Origin of the sequence: Nonomuraea recticatena (assembly GCF_039533245.1) — a bacterium.
Taxonomy (GTDB): domain Bacteria; phylum Actinomycetota; class Actinomycetes; order Streptosporangiales; family Streptosporangiaceae; genus Nonomuraea; species Nonomuraea roseola.
Window position 1 is genome coordinate 1 of sequence record NZ_BAAATE010000036.1, and the last position, 21062, is coordinate 21062.

The window sequence follows — 21062 nt, forward strand, 5'->3', positions numbered from 1 at the left end:
TACTGCACTCGGGAGGGTGTGGGAGAGTAGGTCGCCGCCGCGCAATCTTTGTATGGAAGGGCTTCACCCGTTGGGTGGGGCCCTTTCTGCATTTCCGAGGTCGTTTCTGTTGTCCGGGCGGCCTCCCCTGACTGGCCCCTGGATCGGCTTCGTCACCTGCTACATCCCCTCCAACCCCTCGCCTGACGTTCACCGGACGCCCTGAATACGTCTCGACCGACCGCTTGAGCGCCTCTTCAGGACGCCCTGGCGGCGCTTGTCGCCGAGTCAGCTTCGAAGGGCAAGGTGTCGGTGCCCCTCATAACCGTGACAGCGCCCGGCCCGTCCTCGGGCCGTGGCGCCCAGACCCAGCGCCCCAGACCCAGCGCCCCACACAGGGTGATCCGCGGCCGGTGATCCGACGGGATGTTTCGGCCTCGACGGGATGTCTCGGCGCGGTTTCGTAAGACAGGCCGGATTACGGGGTCTCGCGTCCGTAGCCACGCCCTCTATGAGGCGGTGCTCGACGCAGCGGGCGCACTCCGTCGACTGCACGCCCTGGCACCACAGGTCCATTCCCGCCAACGGCGTTCACCGCTTGACTACACCGCATGCTCGTGTGCGCATCCGAAGTTGAGCGTCGCGTGACCGATTAGTTCGGGAGCCGATGGTGATGAGCAGTTGCTCTAGTTGGAGAGCGTCGCTGACTGTCTGCTCTTCGATCTGTCACTGGTCCTGCTGATGGAGAAGGGACATGATCTCAAGATTGTCAGAGGGCTCGGTTAGGTTGCCTGGCATGGAGTCTCAAGATCTTCTCGCCCATCTGCATCGTGAGCTGGTGGCGTTTCGAGCGTGTCTGGACGTCGATCTCGAGGCGCCGATCGAGCACTGCGGTGACTGGACGCTTCGTGATCTCGCCGAGCATCTGGGTGGGTCCAATCTGTGGGCGGCTGTGGCGGTCAGGGAGAGGCGGGGTGATTATGTGGCTCCCGCTGCTCCGAGAGATCGTGACGGGTTGCTGCGGTGGTTCGACCATGCGTCGGTGACCTTGCTTGAGGCGCTGGACGGTGATCCGGCGGCTGAGGCGTGGACGTTCCATCCGCCCGGCACGGTGGGGTTCTGGCGGCGGCGCCGGTGTCTCGAGGCGCTTGTGCACCGGTGGGATGCCGAACACGCTCTGGGTACGGCCGGCATCCTCGATCCGGAATTGGCGAGCGAGGGGGTGGCTGAGTTGTTCGACACGATCGCGCCACGACAGGTCATCCGGGGACGGACGCGTCCACCTGAGTGCGCGGTGCGGCTCGACGCGACCGACACAGGGTCGTCGTGGACGTACGGACCTGGGGCTCCCGTTGCCAAGGTGTCCGGTACGGCGGACCATCTGCTGCTGATGTTGTGGGGTCGGCGACCGATGACCGATGAGGTGTTGGTGTGGGAAGGCGACAGGGACGCGGGTCTCGAGGTGCTGACGGGTCCGCTGACGGGCTAGCGATCGACGCTGGCATCGAGGGCGACCGGCGAGGTGGGCCTGGGCCCCGGGGGTACGGCCGGTTCGCTGATGGGCTGGAGGCCGCCGCCGAGTGGGAGGGCGATCGGGTGAGGTCTTGGGTGCTGGCCGGTCCGCTGACGGGTTGGTGATTGCTTCCCGAGTGGGAGAGGCGACCGGCCAGGTGGGTCTGGGTCCCCTGGTACGGCGGCCGGTTCGCTGATGGGCTGGAGATTGCCCCCGAGTGGGCGGAGCGCCGGTGAGGCGGGTCTCGGGGTGCGGCAGGTGCGCTGATGGGCTGGAGGTCGCCGCCGAGTGGGAGGGCGATCGGGAGGAGGGCTTGGGTGTTGGCCGGTTTGCTGGCGAGATCTGAACAAAGTCGCGGGGGAGAGCGTCTCATACAGAGTGATGGCACTGGATGGAGGTTTTCTACGCGAATCGTCGTTCGCGAGGAATGTGAGGTGTCTTTGCGGGCAGTGACCGACGGCGCGGGACGGAGATCCTTCCGCGTGAGCGGTCACCACCGCGCGGAGGGCGAGCGCTCTCGGGGCGGGTCGCTGAAGGTGTGGGTCGGAGGAGGCTCCCGTGAGGGAGCGTCGGAGGTGCGAGTGAAGTGGTCTTGTGGGAGCGATCGCCGAGACGCGGAGGGGCACCTTCCGCGCCTCCGCCCACGGCCCGAGGAACAGCGTGCCTGTGAGCTCACGCTCAAGGGACAACGGTCCCGTGGTGCTTTGTCTGATGAACAGCGTGCTGGCGAGTTCACGCCCGGGGGACAGCGTGCCCGTGGCTCAGGGCTGGAGGAACGGCGTGCCGGCGAGTTCACGTCCACGGGGCAGCGTTCCCGTGGTTCCTGGCTTGGGGAGTTGGGTGCCTGCGACCTCCTGCCTGAGGGGCGGGGTGGCTGTGGCTCAGGGGTTGAGGAGCAGGGTGCCCTCCATCACCGTTACCGCGTGGCCGGCCAGGTCGACGCGGTCGCCTCGAAGGGTGGTGCGGACCAGGCCGCCTCTTGCCGACAGCTGGGCGCCGAGGAGGGAGTCGCGGCCGAGCCTGGCGGACCAGTACGGAGCGAGGGCGCAGTGGGCCGAGCCGGTGACCGGGTCCTCGGCCACGCCGACGCGTGGCGCGAAGAAGCGGGAGACGTAGTCCGCGGCGGTGGAGGAAGCGGCCTGGGCGGTGACGATCACGCCTCTGGCGTCCACGGATTCGAGGGCCGGAATGTCGGGCCTGAGGGAGCGCACGCTCTCCTCAGATTCGAGCTCCACCAGCAGGTCGAGCTGGCTGCTGCTCACGCTCACCACCGCAGCTCCAAGTGCCTTTTCGAGGCCGTCAGGAACTGTGGCAAGCGTCACTTCTTTGGCCGGGAAATCCATCGTGATCAGTCCGTCGTCGGATGGATTCACGGTGAGGATTCCACTCTTCGTCTCGAAATGGATCGCTCCGGTGGCCGCGCCTGTGGAATAGAGCACATGAGCCGTGGCCAGCGTCGCGTGACCGCACAGCGATACTTCGACCGCCGGAGTGAACCAGCGCAGCGAATTACCGAGCAGGAACGCCGTCTCCGACAGGCCCATCTCGGTCGCCAGAGACTGCATCCAGGTGTCGGAAGCGCCTTCGTTCAGGAGGCAGACAGCGGCAGGATTACCGTGGAATGCTGTGTCGGTGAAGGCATCGACCGTGAACAGGCGCATGTGGTCGATGATATAGGCGGCGATATCCAGTCGAAACCGGGACGCTTGCCGTACAAAATGGAATATGTGTTGGGCGTGTCGCATGGCGAACGCCGAAGCGTCGGTTACCGTCCAATGTGTAGGGACGTGCCGATTACGGTGAGTTCCTGAGGAAAGGACAAGCCGATGGGGGCAGTGCGCAAGGTGGTGAGCTACCTTGGCCTGGGCGGGATCGATCAATACGACGACGGCTACGAAGACGAGCAGTACGAAGATGAGTACGTGCCGGCTTCGGAGCGTGCCGCGAAGCGGTGGCGTGCCACCGTCGAGTCGTCGCGGATCGTGATGGTCCAGCCGCTGAAATACAACGACGCACCGATGATCGGGCAGCACTTCCGTGAGGGGCAGACCGTCATCATGGACGTCACCGGCATGCCCATGCCGGAGGCGACCAGGATGGTCGACTTCGCGGCCGGGCTGGCCTACGGGTGCGAGGGTCGGATCGAGCGCATCGCGGACCGGGTGTTCCTGCTCGCGCCCGCGCACGTGGAGATCGAGAACACCTGAGTCAAGCGGCGGCCCGTGAGGGCCGCTCTGTGAGCGTACGCTGGGCCGGCTGGGGGGCTGGTCTGGTGTGTCCGCAGGCGCTGCCGCTTGCTCGGGTGGGCGCTTGCCGGTTCCTGTGGAGCGGCGGGCGACTCCACCGCGGGTGCGGGCCTGCTGCGCAGAGGCCGGGCGCATGGCGAGGCCGGGCGCATGGCGAGGCCGGGCGCATGGCGAGGCCGGGCGCGCGAGGCGCGGGCTCTGTCCATGAGGCGACGAACCGGCCGCGCACCTCCAGATAGAACCGGCCGCACCCCCAGATGGCGGGAAGCGACACCGCGGGAAGACCGGCTAGGCGGCGCGGGGGCCGCGGCGCAGGAGGCGGATGAGGCCGGCGGAGTCCTCGGCGGCCTGCTTGGCCCGATCGTCCGCCTCGCGGGCGTACGCGTGCAGCGCCCAGATCGCCCCGTCCGCGAGGTCCTTGAGCTCGGCGAGTCGTGTCCCCACGTAGGCCTCGTCGGAGCGGCGCGCCTGCTGGAGCTCCCACAGTCGCCAGGCGCCCAGGCCCGCGCTGGCCACCCCCAGGACGGCCAGCGGCCACCACACCACGATCGCGCCCGCCACCAGGGCCACGCACAGCGCCATGAGCGAGTAGGCCAGCCACGGCGGCCGGCGCTCGGGGATCCCGTCGATGATGATCGCCCGTTCGGCGGCGGCCATCGACTCGGGGTCAGGCCCCTCCGGCAGCAGCACCAGGCGGTGGCCGAGGACGGGGACGGTGATGGAGTCGGGCGGCGTGAGCTGGGTGTCGGCCTCCAGCTCCGCGGCGACCTCGCGCAGGATCGGCGCGGCGACATGGAGCGCGATCGCGGCCAGGTAGGGGTCGGAGCCGGGCCGGAGGTCGTCGAGCAGGTGCCCGATGAGCGAGCCCATCGGGCCCGAGGGGCCGGCGAGACCGGCCAGCGAGCGGAGCACGGCCAGGGGCTCCTCTTCCGCCCAGGCGGTGGCCGGGGTGGCGGCGGAGTTGGTGAGCGGCGTGCGGGAGTCGTGCTCGGCCTGCCTGGTCATGGTGATCTCGGCGCAGCGGGCGCGCAGCCTGGACAGGCGGGCGGCGGCCTGGGCGGGCCTGGCCAGCTCGGGGATCTCGGCCAGCTCGGGGAAGTCGACGAGGGCGGCGGGCACCACGACCGAGGGCTCGCCGGGAGCGAGGGCCTGCAGCCACTGCGCGGTGTCGGCCTGCGTGGGGATGGCCAGGGCGTCGAGCTTGCGGAGGACGAAGATCTTGCCGGCCGGGCCGTACGCGCCTCTGGCGGCGGCCAGCCACAGCGCACGCTGGCCGTGGTTGACGGGGTGGTCCATCGACAGCTCGCCGAAGGCGGTGCCGAGCCAGGAGGCGTGGATGCGGTCGCCGTGCCCGGCGACGGCCAGGGCGAGGCAGAGGAACAGGGCGGTGTTGCGCTGGTCGCGGTTGGCGGCCGTGGTCAGCGGTTCGAGGGGGTCGTCGCCGGTGAGGATCGCGACGAGCGCCTGGACGGCAGGCGGCAGCCAGAAGCCGGGGATGTCCTGGAAGGCCGGGGTCATCGAGGGCGCGGTGCCGTTGGCCGCGAGGTTGGCGAGCAGAGCCTCTGTGTAGCGGTGGAGTTCAGTCGTGGCTGGCGGACTTGCGCTCAGTTCCGTTGCCAAGGTCGAGAACTCCCCCAATGTCGGCCTCACTTCATGACCGCGTAAAGCCTAGCCGGGGGGCGCGCCAACCATGGGGAGGCGCGCCCATCCCTTACATACGGTCCGGAACGGGGACTCCCAGGAGTTCCAGGCCGGTTTCCAGCACGCGCAGGGTCAGCGCGCAGAGGGCGAGCCTGGAGGCCCGCGTCTCGGCGTCGACGCCCTCCTTGAGGACAGGGCACTCCTCGTAGAAGGTGCTGAAGAGGCTGGCGGTCTCGAACAGGAAGGCGCTGAGCCTGTGCGGCTCGACCAGCGCCGCGACCTGGTCGACGACCGCGCCGAACCCGAGCAGGTGCAGCGCGAGCGCGCGCTCGGCCGGCACGCCGAGCACGATGGGGCCGCGAGCCGACTCCGGCTCCACCCCGGCCCTGCGGAAGATGGAGCGGATCCGCGCCGTGGCGTACTGCATGTAGGGGCCGGTGTTGCCGGCGAAGTTGAGCATGCGGTCGAAGTCGAAGACGTACTCGCTGTCGTGGCTGATCGACAGGTCGGCGTACTTGACCGCGCCCATGCCCACCGCGTGGGCGATCTCGCCCTTGGTCTCCTCGTCGTAGCCCCGGTCGGCGATGATCACACCGGCGCGGTCGACCGCCTCCTGGAGCAGCTCCATGAGCTTGACCGACTCGCCGGAGCGGGTCTTGAAGCGGCGGCCGTCCTTGCCCAGCATCATGCCGATCTGGACGTGCTCGGCGGAGACCGAGTCGGGCAGCCACCCGGCCTGCTCGGCGGCGGCGAAGACCATGCGAAAGTGGAGCGCCTGGTCGGCGCCGACGACGTAGAGGATGCGGTCGGCCTTGAGGTCGTCGACCCTGTAGCGGATCGCCGCCATGTCGGTGGAGGCGTAGCCGTAGCCGCCGTCGCTCTTGCGGATGATCAGCGGGAGCGGCTTGTCGTCCGAGCCGGTGAAGCCCGGAGGGAACAGGCACAGCGCGCCTTCGCTCATCACCGCGACGCCCATGGCCTCGAGGTCGTCGCAGGTCTTCTCGAGCATCGAGTTGTACATGCTCTCGCCCGCGATGTCGGCGTCGGTGAGCGTGACGCCGAGCATCTCGTAGACCTTGTTGAAGTAGCGGATGGTGGCTTCCATGAAGACGTGCCACAGCCGCATGGTCTCGGGGTCGCCCGACTGGAGCGTGGTGACCCGCTGGCGGGAGCGCGTCTTGAACGACTCGTCGCTGTCGAACTTGGCGCGGGCGGCCTGGTAGTACTCGGTGCCCTGGCCGGCCTCGAGCTGCGCGACCGCGGCCTCCTCGCCGATGTCGAGCAGGTGCTCGATGAGCATGCCGAACGGTGTGCCCCAGTCGCCGAGGTGGTTCTGGCGTACGACGGTGCTGCCGAGGTGCTCGTAGATGCGGGCCATGGCGTCGCCCACGATCGTGGTGCGCAGGTGGCCGACGTGCATCTCCTTGGCCGCGTTGGGCGCGGAGTAGTCGATCACGATGCGCTGCGGCGGGGTGGCCGTGCCGATGCCCGTGCGGGGGTCGGCGAGCATCTCGGTGGCCTCGGCCGTGATCCAGGCCGGGTCGAGGGTGATGTTGAGGAAGCCGGGGCCGCTGACCTCGACCGTGCCGGGGAAGTCGGCGAGCTGGTCGGCGATGGCCTGGGCGACCTCCCGCGGTGCTCGTCGCAGGCGCTTGCCCAGGCTCATCGCGACGTTCGCCTGGAAGTCGGCGAACTGGGAGGGCCTGATCAGCGGGTCTGCGTCGGCGTACTCGGAACCGAACGCGTTGGCCAGCGCCTGCTGGACGCGCTCGGTGAGCACTATCTGCGGGTCGGTCATGGTCTAAGGGTACCGGTGAGCTTGACTGCGGCGCTGATCGCAGCGGCGGCGACCGCGCCGATGGCGACGGCCGCCCAGCCGCCGGCTCCGAGGGCGAAGAACTGCCTGGTGAACGGGACGGCGAGGGCCAGCGCGAACAGCACGGCCATGACGCCGATCAGCAGGACCTTCCACGGCCTGAGCGGCCTGGCCACGAGCGCCAGGATCCACCAGGTGACGATGAAGAGCGTGACGACGGCCGAGGTGCGGTCGCCGCCGCCGGCCCAGAACGACAGCATGACCGCGGCGGCGGTGATCAACCCGGCCGGTACGGCGAAGCGCAGCACACGCGGCACGAACCCTGATTCGGCCCGCTCGAGCGTCGGCGCGAGGGCGAGGAAGAGGGCGGGAGCGCCGATGGTCAGCGCGTTGACCAGGGTCGAGTGCCTGGGCGCGAAGGGGAACATGACGCCGAGCACGCCCACCACGAGTGACAGCGCGATCGCGTAGAAGGTCTTGGTGAGGAACAGGTTGGAGACCCGCTCGATGTTGGCGAGCACCCTGCGTCCCTCGGCCACGACCTCGGGCAGGCTGTCGAACCTGTCGTCGAGCAGCACCACCTGGGCCACCGCCTTGGTGGCGGGGCTGCCCGCGCCCATCGCGATGCCGAGGTCGGCGTCCTTGAGCGCGAGAACGTCGTTGACGCCGTCACCGGTCATCGCCACCGTGTGACCGCGCGACTGCAGGGCCGCCACGAACTGCCGCTTCTGCTGAGGGGTGACCCTGCCGAAGACGGTGTTGTCCTCGAGGATCTCTGCGAGCTTCTCCTGGTCGTCCGGAGGAAGGGTCCTGGCGTCCACGGCCCGCTCGCCGCCGGGGATCTCGAGCGCTGCGGCGACCGCGCCGGGACTGTCCCCCGAGATGACCTTGACGGTGACGCCCTGGGCGGCGAAGTACTGGAGGGTCTCGTGGGCGTCGGGTCTGATCCGCTGCTTGAGCGTGATCAGCGCGACGGGCTCGTTCTCCTCCGTACGGCAGAGCGCGATCACGCGGGCGCCGGTCGCGGCCAGGGTGGCGGCGGTGCCGTACGCCTGGTGGTCGGGGGAGAGGAGCACGTCGGGTGCGCCTAGCGACCAGGAGCCGTGGCCGTCGAAGGTGGCGCCGCTCCACTTCCTCGCCGAGGAGAAGGGCACCAGCTCGGTGGCGGTCCAGCCAGGCGGGGATGCGTAGCCGGCCTGGATGGCCTGGGCGGTCGCGTTGGGGTGGGAGTCGACGTGGGCGAGGGCGCCGAGCGCGTCGTCGATCGGGGCGTCGTCGCGCAGCCTGATCACCTCGCCGAGCTCCATGCCGCCCGCGGTCAGGGTGCCCGTCTTGTCGAGGCAGAGCACGTCCACTCGGGCCAGGCCCTCGATGGCGGGCAGCTCCTGGACGAGGGCGTTGCGCTGGCCGAGCCGTACGACGCCGACGGCGAAGGCGATGCTCGTCATCAGCACCAGGCCCTCGGGGATCATGGTGACGATGCCGGCGACCGCCCCCGTGATGGCCGAGCCGAAGTCCTCGTCGTTGCGCACCTGGCTGTAGAGCAGCAGCGTGCCGATCGGGATGACCAGCCAGGTGATGTACTTGATGAACTTCGTGACACCGTCGCGCAGCTCGGAGTGGGCGAGGGAGAAGGCGCTGGCCTGCTCGGTCAGCTGGGCGGCGTAGGCGTCCTCGCCGACCCTCGTGGCGGTGAAGGCGCCCGAGCCCGCGACCGCGAAGCTGCCCGACAGCACCTGGTCGCCCGGCTGTTTGCGGACGGGGTCGGCCTCCCCTGTGAGCAGCGACTCGTCGATCTCCAGCCCCTGGGCGGCGACGACCTCGCCGTCGACGAGCAGCCTGTCGCCCGGGCCGAGCAGGATCAGATCGCCGAGCACGATGTGCCTGGAGTGGATCTGCTGGTCCCTGCCGTCCCTGCGGACGGTGACCGGCGCCTCGTTCACCACGGCGAGCCGGTCGAGCGTGCGCTTGGCTCTCAGCTCCTGAACGATGCCGATCATCGCGTTGGCCACGATGACCAGGCCGAACAGGCTGTCCTGCCACTCGCCGAAGATCAGGATGAGCGCCCACAGGACGCCGATGACGAGGTTGAACAGCGTGAGGACGTTGGCCCTGATGATCGCCGAGAGCGATCTGCTCGTCCGGCGCGGAACGTCGTTCGTCTTGGCGGCCGCTACCTGTGCGGACGTGAGGCCCTCCACACGATCCCCCCGAATGCCGTGGTGACGATCACCATAGCCGGTGGGGCCGAGGCGCCGTGGAGAGCCGTTCGCCGATCCTGGCGACGATGCCCTTGCGTGAGAGGGTGGCGGCCAGCTCGCACGCCGCGCTGACGGAGGCGGCCTTCGACGCCCCGTGCGCGACGACGACCGTGCCGTTGAGGCCGAGCAGGGCCGCGCCGCCGTACGCCTCGGAGTCGAGCCTTCTGGACAGGTCCTTGAGCCTGCCACGCTGCATGAGGGCGCCCATCCTGGCCATCGGGCTGGCGCTGATGGTCTCGCTGAGCTCGGTGAAGGCGTAGCGGACCGCGCCTTCCATCGTCTTGAGCGTGATGTTGCCGGTGAAGCCGTCGGTCACGATGACGTCGGCCGTGCCCGAGAGCAGGTCGTGGCCCTCGACGTTGCCGACGAAGTGGATGCCGGGGGTGGCTTTCAGCAGCTCGTGGGCGCGCTTCACGAGCTTGTTGCCCTTCTCGGGCTCGGAGCCGATCGTGAGCAGGCCGACGCGGGGGGTCTCCAGGCCGTAGGCGGTCTCGGCGTAGGCGGAGCCGAGATGCGCGAACTGCACCAGCATTTCCGGCTTGACCTCGGCGTTCGCGCCCGCGTCGAGCAGGATGGTGGGCGTGGGCCTGGTGGGCAGGGCGACGGCGAGAGCGGGCCTGATCACCGACTGCTGGGTCTTGAGCCTGAGCTTGCCCGTGGCGACGACACCGCCGGTGGAGCCGGCCGAGACCACGGCGGAGGCGTCGCCGCGCCTGAGCAGATGGCAGGCCACGGCGATGCTGGAGCGGGGGCGGCGCAGGCTGGCCAGGGCGCCTTCGTCCATGGCCAGCGCCTCCTCGGCCCTGATGATCGGGATCTCGGAGGTGGCGTCGTGGTCGGCCAGTGACTCGTAGAGCACGCGGGGGGAGCCGACGAGGACGATCGGCAGGCCGCGCTCCCTGACCGCATGGACGGCGCCTGCCACGATCTCGTGCGGCGCATGGTCACCGCCCATGGCGTCGAGCGCTATCGGCGGTTCGGAGTCTGGCACAGTTCGAATCGTATGGTTGTTATGCGAGATTCCAGTCAGTGACCCCGCGGGCCACGACGACCTTTCCAAAGGTCACCCTTCCGACGACCCTGATCACCGGCCCGCCGCTGCCCGCTCCGCCGGAGACCTGACGCTTGGCGAACAGCGCGGCCACCTCGTCGATGACCTCGGCGTCGTCGGGGACGCGGATGATGAGCTTGGCGGCGTAGGCGTTGACCGTCAGGGTGATCTCCCTGCCGGGCAGGACGGCATCGGACAGGTCGACGATGAGGGCGCCGTAGGTCGCGCTCAGCGTGGTGTGGCGGGAGGCGACCCACCGTCCCTTCCTGATGACCTTGCTGAAGACCGCTCTGACGGTCTGCTGATCGACCAGGGCGGGCCGAGAAGTGGTCGAGATGTCCGGAAGGTCGTGGATGATGGGGGCGAGCTCGCCGACGGTCTTGGCCGAGTAGGCGGCATCCAGCCGGTCGGCGTGCTCGACGCTGGTCAGTCTGCCCGTGGCGAGGGCCTCCCCGAGCACGGCCGCCACGCGGTCGCGGTCGGAGTCGGCGGCTCGCAGAACTGCGTCGTCGGTCACAGTCCGCCAGTCTATGTCCAATCGCGATATGTCGCGAGTGGTTGAGTCTCGACAGAAACTTGGGCCACGGCGGAACCAGAAGTGGTCTGTGCCGCGTCCGGGTATAAGGACCCGTAGACGCGCCACAGGGTCCACAGGTTTACATCCGATCGAACAAAAAAGATGGGAAAGGCCTAGTGATCTTGAACCAAGCGGGAACACGGCGCTTCAAGGCGTACACCTCCAAGCACCTCGAAGAGTTGCTGCAGCGTACGGAGCTGGACGAGGCGCAGCGGTTGAAGGTGAGGGCGGTGGCTACCGTGCTGCCCTTTCGGACCAACGCCTACGTCGTGGATGAACTCATCGACTGGTCGGCCGCACCCGACGATCCCATCTACCGCCTGGTCTTCCCGCAGGCGGACATGCTTCCCGCCCCTGACGTGGACAGGCTGGCCGACCTGCTGAAGGCCGAGGCGCCCAACGCGGAGATCCAGGCCGAGGCCAACAAGGTCAGGATGAAACTCAACCCGCATCCGGCGGGGCAACTCTCACTCAACGTGCCGCGCATCGACATGGAGCCCGTGCCCGGCATGCAGCACAAGTATCCCGAGACCGTGCTGTTCTTCCCCAAGCAGGGGCAGACGTGCCACGCCTACTGCACCTACTGCTTCAGGTGGGCGCAGTTCGTGGGCGACGCCGACCTGAAGTTCGCCTCCGACGACGTCGGGCAGCTCCTGTCCTACGTGCGCGCGCATCCCGAGGTCACCAGCGTGCTGCTGACCGGAGGCGACCCCATGATCATGGGTGAGTCCGTGCTCAGGCGCTACGTCGAGCCGCTGCTGGAGGTCGGGCAGCTGGAGTCCATCCGCATCGGCACCAAGTCGCTGGCCTACTGGCCGCAGCGCTTCACCACCGACCCCGACGCCGACGACACCCTGCGGCTGTTCGAGCAGGTGCAGGCGGCGGGCAAGAACCTGGCGTTCATGGCCCACTTCTCCCATCCGCGCGAGCTCGACTCACCGCTGGTGTCGCAGGCGGTCTCGCGCATCATCTCCTCGGGGGCGACCATCCGCACCCAGGCGCCGCTGATCAGGTCCATCAACGACGATCCCGAGGTGTGGTCGTCGATGTGGCGGCGCCAGCTCGGGATGGGGATGATCCCCTACTACATGTTCGTCGAGCGGGACACGGGGCCGCAGGACTACTTCGCGGTGCCGCTCGCCCAGGCGTACGAGGTCTTCAGGGACGCGTACGCGTCGGTGTCGGGGCTCTGCCGTACGGTGCGGGGGCCCTCCATGTCCGCGACGCCGGGCAAGGTCTGCGTGGACGGCGTCACCGAGATCGCCGGGCAGAAGGTCTTCGTGCTCCATCTCATCCAGGCGCGGGATCCCTCACTGGTCGGAAAGCCGTTCTTCGCTCATTACGACCCTCGGGCCGTGTGGCTGACCGATCTGCGACCCGCCTTCGCCGACCGATTCCCGTTCGAGACCGTCGTACAGGACGCTCTTCTGTCGGCCTGAGCGGTCAAGCGCATATCCCGCAACCGGAAAATCTGAACCCCCGGCCCGTGGCATTTGTTTTCCGAGCCGTTGTAACGGGCCGGTGGGGAGCGGTCGATCGTCTGGGAGACGTCGGCGGAATTTCGGAAATCCACCCTCTCTATATCCGGACTTGTCACCCGCCTTCTTGATCCGATGCTGGGGTCCCAACCCTCGCTACCGCCGAGTTTTCCGATCCTCCGGGCTACTCGCAGTGGTGATACAACTGCGTCAGTAGCTCAGCCGGACGGCGCGCGCTCCCTGTGGCGCCCATAGCGCGCACGCCGGCTTTCGGGGACTTCGATTCGCGATTCGAATAACGAACCTCGTGAATCGAAAACGAGCCGGGAAGGCAATCATGAAGCGCATTATCAAGACGGCGGTAGCCGTCGCCGTTTGCGGGCTCGCCGCGGCTGTGGCCGTGCCCGCGCAGGCCGACAACTCCATCCGCGTCAGCGGGAGCGGCATCGTCGAATCCTTCGGTGTCACGGGCAAGACGGCAGGGGTGCACAACTTCGCGCCGTTCACCGAGCGCGTCTCGGTGAGGAGCAAGATGCTGGGCGCCGGCGACGCGGCCGGGAGCGGTGTCCTGCTCAACGGCCAGGACGTCCCGACGGCACCGCAGACCGGGGACATCGACATCGAAGGCCCCTCCGAGGAGGGGGTCTACCACTTCATCGAGCGGGCGCTGGGCCTCTCCCCGAAGGATCTGGGCATCTCCCCGTCGGAGCTGTACGACGCCACGACGCGCAAGAACCCCGTCAAGCAGCCGGTCACCGACGTGGGGAATCTGCTCGACACCGTCAAGGACATCTACTCGGACTCCGACGCTCGTGAGGAGATGAAGAGCGCCGAGGACGAGCACATGACGGATGCGCTGAGGCTGGCGCCCGTGGTCCGCGAGGCGGCGCCCGCCGAGGTCGCGCCGATCGCCGACTCGCTGCCCGGTGTCGTGGGCGCCGCCACGCTCGACGAGGTCGCCCCGCTCGTCGATGCCACCACCGACGTCGTCGACAACAACACCCACAGGAGCGCCAACTCGGCCGGCGAACTGCAGGGCGCGGTGACCGAGTCGATCGCTCAGACGAACGACCTCGTCGCCCAGCACTGACAGCGGGGCGTCGTGGTGCCCTCCGCGCGATGCCTCCCCTGGCGGGGGTCGCACCCAGCACGCCTGACCGCGGACATGTCCTCCTGGTGCCGGTAGGGCAGGAACCGCGGGTCGCAGCCGGTGCCGGCGGGCGTGACACCGTACAGCAAGCCCGGCCGAGCGCCTGATCAGGTGCGTGGCCGGGGAGCGTCGCTCTCCGGAAGCGCCCCTTCCGCGCCGACACGGCGCCCGTGACACCATGAACCGTTCGACGAGATGGGACGGCACGTCGAACGGGCGGGGCGATCAGGGGCTGGAGAGAGAAACGGCGGCAGCCGGCACCGAACGGCTGGCGGGTGAGTGCCACGCGCTCACGGGACGGACCGCCAGCCGGTCGGCTCGCCGCTCTACACTCCGCGACGCGATCGTCACGGTTGGCTCCACGAAACCGGTGGCCCGGATCGGGCCACCGGTTTCGCCATGTGCGCCGCGACTGGTCCGCGGGCCGCGCTCAGCCCGCGGGACGGTGGAAAAACGACCGCAGGCTTGGCTCGGCCTGCGGTGGACAGGTGAGCGCCTGGCTCCACTCGCGACGTGGACGACCACGTGGGCCTGGCTCGGCCTCCGTGGCGGTGGACAGACGGCTGCGAGCCGGGCGCGGCCGACAGCGGCGGTGGAGGGACGGACGCGTCAGGTGATGCGGACGCCCGTGCGACGGGCGATCTGGGCCTGCAGCCTTGCCATCTGCCAGTGAAGCTCGATGAGTTGCTTGGCCAGCTCGGCCCTGGGAATCTCGGAAGGGTCCTCGATGGCCAAGTGGTCAATCGCGGTCGACAGCTCTCGCATCGCGCGCCCCCACTCCATCACGTTCCAGATCGAATTTACGTTCGAATCATAGCGGAACAGTGAGCGCGGCGTCAGTTGTTCGCCCCTCCAGACACTCAGACCTCGTACACAGGTGCGAGATAGCCTCTGGCGAGCGTGTTCGCGGTGATGTTGAAGCCGACCACCGCCGGCGGGGTGTCGGGGTCGAGTCCCAGCGAGTCGACGCCGAGCGCGTGCACCGCGAACAGATAGCGGTGCGGGAATCCGGGCGGAGGGGCCGCGCCGCCGTACGCCTTGATGGAGTAGTCGTTGCGCGAGTGCGTGCCGATCTTGGTGTCGGCCGTGCCCGCGCCGGTGGGCAGCTCGGTGACGTCGGCGGGGATGTCGAACAGCAGCCAGTGCCAGAAGCCGCTGCCCGTGGGGGCGTCGGGGTCGTAGCAGGTGACCGCGTAGCTCCTGGTGCCCTCAGGAGCGCCGGACCAGCGCAGGTGCGGGGAGAGGTTCTGGCCCCGCATGCCCCAGTCGTCGAAGACGTGGGCCTCGGAGAGACGCTCTCCGTCGCGGACGTCGTCGCTCTCGACGGTCAGGGCGGGGACTTCGGGCAGGAAGTCGTAGGGGATAGGTGGCCTTGCGGACAAGATGCACCTCCGGTGGATTCGCGGGTTGTCCGCTTCCCATCTTCCACCCGGGAGCGCCGCGGCGGTGATCGCCGCAGGCGCGTGTCAGCCCTTGTTGTATGCGGCGATGACCTCTTTGGGGTCACCGTCCATCTTGATCTTGCCCTTGTGCAGCCAGATGACCCTGTTGCAGGTCTCCTCGATCACCCTGAGGTCGTGCGCGACGAGGAAGACGGTGCCGGCCGACTCGCGGATCTGCTTGATCCGCTGCTCGCTCTTCTTGCGGAACTCCCTGTCGCCCGTGGCCAGCGCCTCGTCGATGAGAAGCACGTCGTGCGTCTTGGCCGAGGAGATGGCGAAGCGCAGGCGGGCGCCCATGCCGGAGGAGTAGGTGGACATGGGCAGCTGGACGAACTCGCCGATGCCGGAGAAGTCGACGATCTCGTCGTACTTCTCCTTGACCTGGGCGGGCGTCATGCCCATGGCGTAGCAGCCGAGGACGATGTTGCGCTCGCCCGTGAGCTCGCGCATGAGGGCCGCGTTGACGCCCAGCAGCGACGGCTGGCCGTCGGTGTAGACCGAGCCCGAGTGCGGCGGCAGCAGCCCCGCGATGGCCCGCAGGAGCGTGGACTTGCCCGAGCCGTTGCGGCCCACGATGCCGATGGCGTCGCCGTGGTAGGCCACGAAGGTCACGCCCTTGACCGCGTGGACCTCTTTCATCTGCGGGCGCCCCTGGCGCTTCAGCAGGCGCGTGAGGGCGTGTACGGCGTTGCCCTTCTCGTGGTCGCTGGTGGCGCCGTAGACGCGGTAGACGATGTGGAGGTCGTCGACGATGACGGTCGGTGTTCCCGTCGTGGGAGCCGGGGGCTCCGGGTTGGGGTGGACCCTGACGTCCTTGTTCGGGACGTTGGGCTCCTCAGCCTTCACTTGGGACAGCTCCTCGGTCAACTCAGCCACGGCCGTATCTCTCCTCGGCACGCCAGAAGTACCAGAAGCCGAAGGCGAGTGCGAACACCGCCCAGAATACGCAGCTCACCCAAGCCCACGTGGGAACAGGGTGGTCAGGGATCAGGATGTCCCGCATGAACTCGATGTAGGAGGCCGCGGGGTTCGCGTACATGATGTTCGCCACCCACTGCGGCATGTGCAGCGACTCGACCACCTTCTCCTGGATGGAGAAGAAGACACCCGAGGCGTAGAGCCAGGTGCGCATGATGAAGGGCAGCAACTGGTTCATGTCGCGCATCGAGGAGCCCATGCGGGCCATGGCGAGGCTGGCCCCGACGTTGAACATCGTCTGCAGCAGGAGCACGACGGGGATCATCAGCCAGAACAACGTGGGGAGCGAGCCTGTGGATACGACGACGAGCACCATGAGGATGCCCATGGAGATGGCCAGCTGCTGGAGCTCCTGGATCGCGTACGCGAGCGGGAGCGCGGCTCGTGGGAAGTGGAGAGCTCTGATCAGCGAGAGGTTGCCCGAGATCGACTTGGCGCCCGCCGTCACCGATCGCTGTGTGTAGGTGAAGACGAACATCCCCGTCAGCAGGAAGGCGGGGTAGTGCTCGATGTTCCCCTGTCCGCCGAGGATGAGGCCGAACATCACGTAGTAGATGGCGGCGTTCAGGAGCGGGGTCAGGACCTGCCACAGCTGGCCGAGGGCCGAGCTGCTGTACTTCGAGACGTTACGCGAGGTCGCGTACGTCATGATGAAGTGCCGCCGCTCCCACAACTGGCGCAGGTAGGCGGGAAACCTCGGTCGCGCGATGGCGCGACGAAGCCCATATCGCTTGGCGAGCTTGCTCAGCGGCTCCTGCCCGCTGCGGCCGCCCGCCTGGGCGTCCGCGACAGCGGATTCCGGCTGGCTCATGGCATGGACTCTATTGGATCCAGATAGGTGAGATGCCTCGCGCGACGGTTTGCCGCAGACACTTGGACGTCGCCTTGGGCGGACGGGTTCCAGGCGTCTGCCAAGACTTGGTCAACGGTAGCCCAGGAGTGGTGGCTATGTGGGGACGGCGTGAGCACTGTCTGGTGCGGTGTATTTTGACTCGACTGTTTGGCGCCGTACTTGTGCCGATTTGACCGGTTTCACCCCTATCTACGGGCGCTGGGGCAACGCTGAGTACGGGTGTGACGCCAGGCATACACACGTGTGACCGAACTGCAATGTGCCAGAGACTCGCTGGTGGCAAGTAGTGAGGGATAGTCGCGATCGACTGGCAGGGCGTCAGCTGGTTTGACCATGTCAGCCAAACCCGGGGGTTAGACAAGAACCCTCCGTCAGGCTGCCTAGGACTTCGCAGCTCAGCGCTTACGCCCACCTGTAGAGGGAGGAAGATCTACTGATGCGTGTTACTAAGGGCGCACGGATCGTCGCCGGTACCGCGCTGCTGGCCGTCGCAGTCGCCGCGTGTGGTGGAGGCGGCGGTGGCACGGCCACCAACGATGGGGGCGGCAGCTCTGCCCAGCCGGTCCGGGTCGACATCGCCAAGCCCCAGCACGAGCTCAGCCCCACCAACACCAACGACACCAGCGGTGCTGAGGTCCTCAACGCGCTGTTCGTCGGTCTCGTCGACTACGACAAGGATAAGAATGTCATCCTTCGTGGCGCTGAGTCCATCGAACCTGACGCAGAGTCCAAAATGTGGACGATCAAGCTGAAGGACGGCTACAAGTTCCACAACGGTGAGGCCGTCACGGCCAAGAGCTACGTGGACGCGTGGAACGCCGCGGCTTACGGCCCGAACGTCCAGGAAGGCGGCCACTTCTTCTCCGCCGTCAAGGGCTACGAGGACGTCGCTCCCGTCGACCCCGACGGCGAGGAGGGCCCGCAGAAGGCTCCCGAGCCCAAGGCCAAGACGCTCGCCGGTCTCAAGGTCGTCGACGACAAGACCTTCACGGTCGAGCTGGCGCACCCCTACTCCGGCTTCAAGACGATGCTCGGCTACACCACCTTCATGCCGATGCCGAGCTCCGCCTTCGACGGCAAGGGCGGCATCAAGAGGGAGTTCGGCGAGAACCCGATCGGCAACGGTCCGTTCAAGATGGCCAAGCCGTTCAAGCTCGCGACGGACACGACCATTTCGATGGTCCGTTATGACGAGTTCGTCGAGGGCAAGGCGAAGATCGACGCGGTCGAGTTCAAGATCTCCAGCGACAAGGGCACCTCGTGGAACGAGCTGCGCGCCGGCAACCTGGACATCATGGACCAGTTGCCGCCCGAGGCCATCGCCACGGCCAAGCAGGAGCTGGGTGACCGCTACATCGAGCAGCCGTCCTCCGGTGTGGGCTACTTCGGCTTCAACGCCAGGAACGGCGAGGCGTGGGCGAAGAACCCCGAGCTCCGCAAGGCCGTCTCGATGGCGATCGACAGGAAGACCATCACCGAGCAGGTCTTCTCCGGCACTCGCGTGCCCGCCGACGACTTCGTCAGCCCCATCGTCGCCGGCTACCGCAAGGGCGCCTGCGTCGAGTGCGTCTACGACCCCGCCAAGGCAAAGGCGCTGTGGGAGAAGAACGGCGGCGGCAAGGGCCCCGTCAGCCTCTCCTACAACGGTGACGGCGGCCACAAGGAGTGGATCGAGGCCGCGGCCAACAACCTGCGACAGAACCTCGGCGTCGAGGTGAAGGTCGACTCCTTCGAGTCCTTCGCGGCCATCCTGGACGAGCTGGACAAGGGCAAGGTCACCGGCGGTTTCCGCATGGCGTGGATCATGGACTACCCGTCCATGGAGAACTACCTGCGCCCGATCTTCGGCACCGGCGGCAGCTCCAACCACGGTCGCTACTCCAACAAGGACTTCGACGAGCTGCTCGTCAAGGGCGACTCGGCGAAGAGCGACGAAGAGGGCGTCAAGTTCTACCAGCAGGCCGGCGACATGCTGGTGAAGGACATGCCGTACATCCCGGTGTACTTCTACCAGACCAACGCTGGTTACTCCCAGAGGGTGAAGAACGTGACCATCGACCCGTTCGAGCGGATCGACCTCGCCAAGGTCGAGCGGGTTTCCTGACCATGACCCGCGCTCTCGGACCGGCTCCCACCAGGCGCCGGTCCGAGAGGCCCTGAACAACAGAGGGGCAGCCCGGAGGTTGCCGGGCTGCCCTTCGCAATGATCGGGAGACTTCATGGGCCGCTATGTGATCAGGCGCCTGCTCCAGGCGATTCCTGTTCTCTTGGGTTCCACCTTCCTCATCTTCTGCACCGTCTACGCTCTACCCGGCGATCCCGTGATGATCCTGGGCGGTGAACGCAGAATCGACCCCGTGCTCGCGGCGCAGCTGCGGGAGCAGTACGGTCTCAACGATCCGCTGATCGTGCAGTACTGGAACTACATCTCGGGCGTCTTCGTCGGCGACTTCGGCGAGACCTTCCAGGGCGTGCAGGTCGCCGACCTGTTCGCGGGCAAGTTCCAGGTCACCATCCAGCTCGCGGTGACCGCCCTGATCATCGAGGCGCTCGTCGGCCTGGGTCTCGGCCTGTACGCCGCGCTGCGTCGCGGCCGCTGGCAGGACCACGCCGTCCTCGCGCTCACGCTGCTGCTGGTCTCGGTGCCCACCCTCGTGAGCGGCTTCGTCCTGCAGCTCGTCCTGGGTGTCAAGCTCAAGACCGAGCTCGGCATCGACTTCTTCCCGATCTCGGGAACCGAGGCGGGGTGGCGCAGCTTCCTCGTGCCCGGCTTCGTGCTGGCGGGTACGTCGATCGCCTACCTGGTCAGGCTCACCAGGACCAGCCTGATGGAGACGCTCAGGGCCGACTACATCCGTACGGCCGTCGCCAAGGGCATGCCGCGCAGCAGGGTCCTCGGCAGGCACGCGTTGCGCAACTCGCTGATCCCGCTGGTCACCTATCTGGGCGCCGACCTCGGCACGCTGATGGGCGGCGCGGTGATCACCGAGGCGATCTTCAACCTGAACGGTATCGGCCAGCAGCTCTTCCAGTCGGTGGCACGGCGGGAGAACGCCGTCGTCGTCGGAGTGGTCACGGTTCTCGTCCTCGTCTACCTGATCGCGAACCTCATCGTCGACCTGCTGTACGCCGTCCTAGACCCCAGGATCCGTTATGAGTGAGCTGAACACTGCGGTGCAGGAGCCGAAGGCTCACCCGCGCAGGAAGCAGAAGGAGAAGAAGCCGAACAGCCTGTGGTCGGACGCGTGGTACGACCTGCGCAGGAACAAGGTGTTCCTGGTCGGCACGGCCATCGCCATCCTCCTGATCCTCATGGCGATCATGCCGGGAGTGTTCGCGCCGCAGAACCCCTTGGCGTGCAACCTGGTCGACGCCAGGCAGGGCATCAGCTCCGAGCACTGGTTCGGCATCGACAACCAGGGTTGCGACACCTTCTCACGGGTCATCCACGGCGCCAGGATCTCGATCCTCGTCGGCCTGCTGACCTCCGTGGTGACCGGTCTGATCGGTGGCGTCCTCGGGCTCATCGCCGGATTCTACGGGCGCTGGGTCGACGTGATCCTCTCCAGGCTGGCCGAGATCTTCTTCGCCATCCCCTCGATCCTCGGCGCGCTGCTCCTGCTGTCGGCCGTCGGCAGGGACGCCGCGGGCGTGTGGACGGTCGTGCTCGCGCTGGCGATCCTGGCCTGGCCGATGGTCCTGCGCATCATGCGCGCGGCCGTCATCACCGCCAAGAGCCAGGACTACGTGACCGCGGCGCGCGCGCTCGGCGCGAGCCCGTTCAGGATCTCGGTACGGCACATCCTGCCGAACGCCGTCGCCCCCGTCATCGTGGTCTGCACGATGAACCTGGGCGTGTTCATCGCGGGCGAGGCGGCGCTGTCGTTCCTCGGTGTCGGCATCCAGTCGCCCAACATCTCATGGGGTCTGATGATCGCCGACGCGCGCAACCGGTTCCTCATGGCGCCGGAGCCGCTGATCTTCCCGGCGATCTTCCTGAGCATCACGGTGCTGAGCTTCGTCATGATCGGCGACGCCGTACGAGACGCACTCGACCCGAAGCTGCGATAGAGAGGG

17 protein-coding genes are annotated in these 21062 nt (G+C 67.7%); 7 read left to right on the top strand and 10 right to left on the bottom strand.

The genetic code is table 11. The features are described from left to right. Positions 1 to 775 precede the first annotated feature (775 nt). On the top strand, positions 776 to 1468 hold the full coding sequence (locus tag ABFX50_RS41920) for a maleylpyruvate isomerase family mycothiol-dependent enzyme (RefSeq protein ID WP_346154745.1): 693 nt from the start codon (positions 776 to 778) through the stop codon (positions 1466 to 1468). A gap of 905 nt (positions 1469 to 2373) precedes the next feature. On the opposite strand, the gene ABFX50_RS41925 is transcribed toward ABFX50_RS41920, so the two are convergent. After that, positions 2374 to 3153, bottom strand: coding sequence for a PhzF family phenazine biosynthesis protein (locus ABFX50_RS41925; protein WP_346154747.1), 780 nt, complete (start codon positions 3151 to 3153; stop codon positions 2374 to 2376). Positions 3154 to 3318: 165 nt separating this feature from the next. Between ABFX50_RS41925 and ABFX50_RS41930 the strand changes: the two genes are divergently transcribed. After that, positions 3319 to 3699, top strand: a complete 381-nt coding sequence (locus ABFX50_RS41930; RefSeq protein ID WP_183654494.1) for a cell division protein SepF — start codon at positions 3319 to 3321, stop codon at positions 3697 to 3699. A gap of 327 nt (positions 3700 to 4026) precedes the next feature. Here the strand turns inward: ABFX50_RS41930 and ABFX50_RS41935 are convergent, their stop codons facing one another. The 5 genes from ABFX50_RS41935 to ABFX50_RS41955 form a co-directional block, all read right to left on the bottom strand. Continuing rightward, entirely contained in the window at positions 4027 to 5358 is a 1332-nt protein-coding gene (locus tag ABFX50_RS41935; RefSeq protein ID WP_346154750.1) for a hypothetical protein, read from the bottom strand. Between the two features lie 91 nt (positions 5359 to 5449). After that, a complete protein-coding gene (argS, locus tag ABFX50_RS41940) occupies positions 5450 to 7177 on the bottom strand; it encodes an arginine--tRNA ligase (protein ID WP_346154752.1) in 1728 nt (575 codons plus the stop codon). Further along, positions 7174 to 9396, bottom strand: a complete 2223-nt coding sequence (locus ABFX50_RS41945) for an HAD-IC family P-type ATPase (protein WP_346154754.1) — start codon at positions 9394 to 9396, stop codon at positions 7174 to 7176. Before ABFX50_RS41945 ends, argS begins: the two co-directional genes overlap by 4 nt. Before the next feature lie 28 nt (positions 9397 to 9424). Then, positions 9425 to 10477: a phosphate acyltransferase PlsX gene (plsX, locus tag ABFX50_RS41950; protein ID WP_428834727.1), complete on the bottom strand. Its 1053-nt coding sequence runs from the start codon at positions 10475 to 10477 to the stop codon at positions 9425 to 9427. Further along, positions 10467 to 11024, bottom strand: coding sequence for a DUF1707 SHOCT-like domain-containing protein (locus tag ABFX50_RS41955; RefSeq protein ID WP_312895776.1), 558 nt, complete (start codon positions 11022 to 11024; stop codon positions 10467 to 10469). Before ABFX50_RS41955 ends, plsX begins: the two co-directional genes overlap by 11 nt. Before the next feature lie 176 nt (positions 11025 to 11200). On the opposite strand from ABFX50_RS41955, the gene ABFX50_RS41960 reads away from it, so the two are divergent. Both ABFX50_RS41960 and ABFX50_RS41965 read left to right on the top strand, forming a co-directional pair. Next, complete coding sequence (locus ABFX50_RS41960; RefSeq protein ID WP_346154759.1) at positions 11201 to 12523, top strand: KamA family radical SAM protein; 1323 nt, start codon at positions 11201 to 11203, stop codon at positions 12521 to 12523. A gap of 376 nt (positions 12524 to 12899) precedes the next feature. Further along, positions 12900 to 13652, top strand: a complete 753-nt coding sequence (locus tag ABFX50_RS41965; protein WP_346154760.1) for a hypothetical protein — start codon at positions 12900 to 12902, stop codon at positions 13650 to 13652. Positions 13653 to 14321: 669 nt separating this feature from the next. On the opposite strand, the gene ABFX50_RS41970 is transcribed toward ABFX50_RS41965, so the two are convergent. The 4 genes from ABFX50_RS41970 to ABFX50_RS41985 all read right to left on the bottom strand — a co-directional run bounded on the left by ABFX50_RS41970 (position 14322) and on the right by ABFX50_RS41985 (position 16943). After that, the gene (locus ABFX50_RS41970) at positions 14322 to 14477 is read right to left on the bottom strand and encodes a hypothetical protein (protein ID WP_183654507.1); all 156 of its coding nucleotides are present in this window, start codon (positions 14475 to 14477) and stop codon (positions 14322 to 14324) included. 95 nt (positions 14478 to 14572) lie between these two features. Continuing rightward, complete coding sequence (locus ABFX50_RS41975) at positions 14573 to 15094, bottom strand: YbhB/YbcL family Raf kinase inhibitor-like protein (protein ID WP_346154763.1); 522 nt, start codon at positions 15092 to 15094, stop codon at positions 14573 to 14575. Between the two features lie 84 nt (positions 15095 to 15178). After that, the gene (locus ABFX50_RS41980; protein WP_183654510.1) at positions 15179 to 16030 is read right to left on the bottom strand and encodes an ABC transporter ATP-binding protein; all 852 of its coding nucleotides are present in this window, start codon (positions 16028 to 16030) and stop codon (positions 15179 to 15181) included. After that, positions 16023 to 16943, bottom strand: a complete 921-nt coding sequence (locus ABFX50_RS41985) for an ABC transporter permease (protein WP_346154765.1) — start codon at positions 16941 to 16943, stop codon at positions 16023 to 16025. Before ABFX50_RS41985 ends, ABFX50_RS41980 begins: the two co-directional genes overlap by 8 nt. A 478-nt stretch (positions 16944 to 17421) precedes the next feature. Between ABFX50_RS41985 and ABFX50_RS41990 the strand changes: the two genes are divergently transcribed. The 3 genes from ABFX50_RS41990 to ABFX50_RS42000 all read left to right on the top strand — a co-directional run bounded on the left by ABFX50_RS41990 (position 17422) and on the right by ABFX50_RS42000 (position 21056). Further along, a complete protein-coding gene (locus ABFX50_RS41990) occupies positions 17422 to 19089 on the top strand; it encodes a peptide ABC transporter substrate-binding protein (protein ID WP_346154767.1) in 1668 nt (555 codons plus the stop codon). A gap of 115 nt (positions 19090 to 19204) precedes the next feature. Further along, positions 19205 to 20146, top strand: a complete 942-nt coding sequence (locus ABFX50_RS41995) for an ABC transporter permease (protein WP_346154769.1) — start codon at positions 19205 to 19207, stop codon at positions 20144 to 20146. Beyond that, complete coding sequence (locus tag ABFX50_RS42000; RefSeq protein WP_346154772.1) at positions 20139 to 21056, top strand: ABC transporter permease; 918 nt, start codon at positions 20139 to 20141, stop codon at positions 21054 to 21056. The genes ABFX50_RS41995 and ABFX50_RS42000 overlap by 8 nt, the downstream gene beginning before the upstream one ends. Positions 21057 to 21062: the final 6 nt, after the last annotated feature.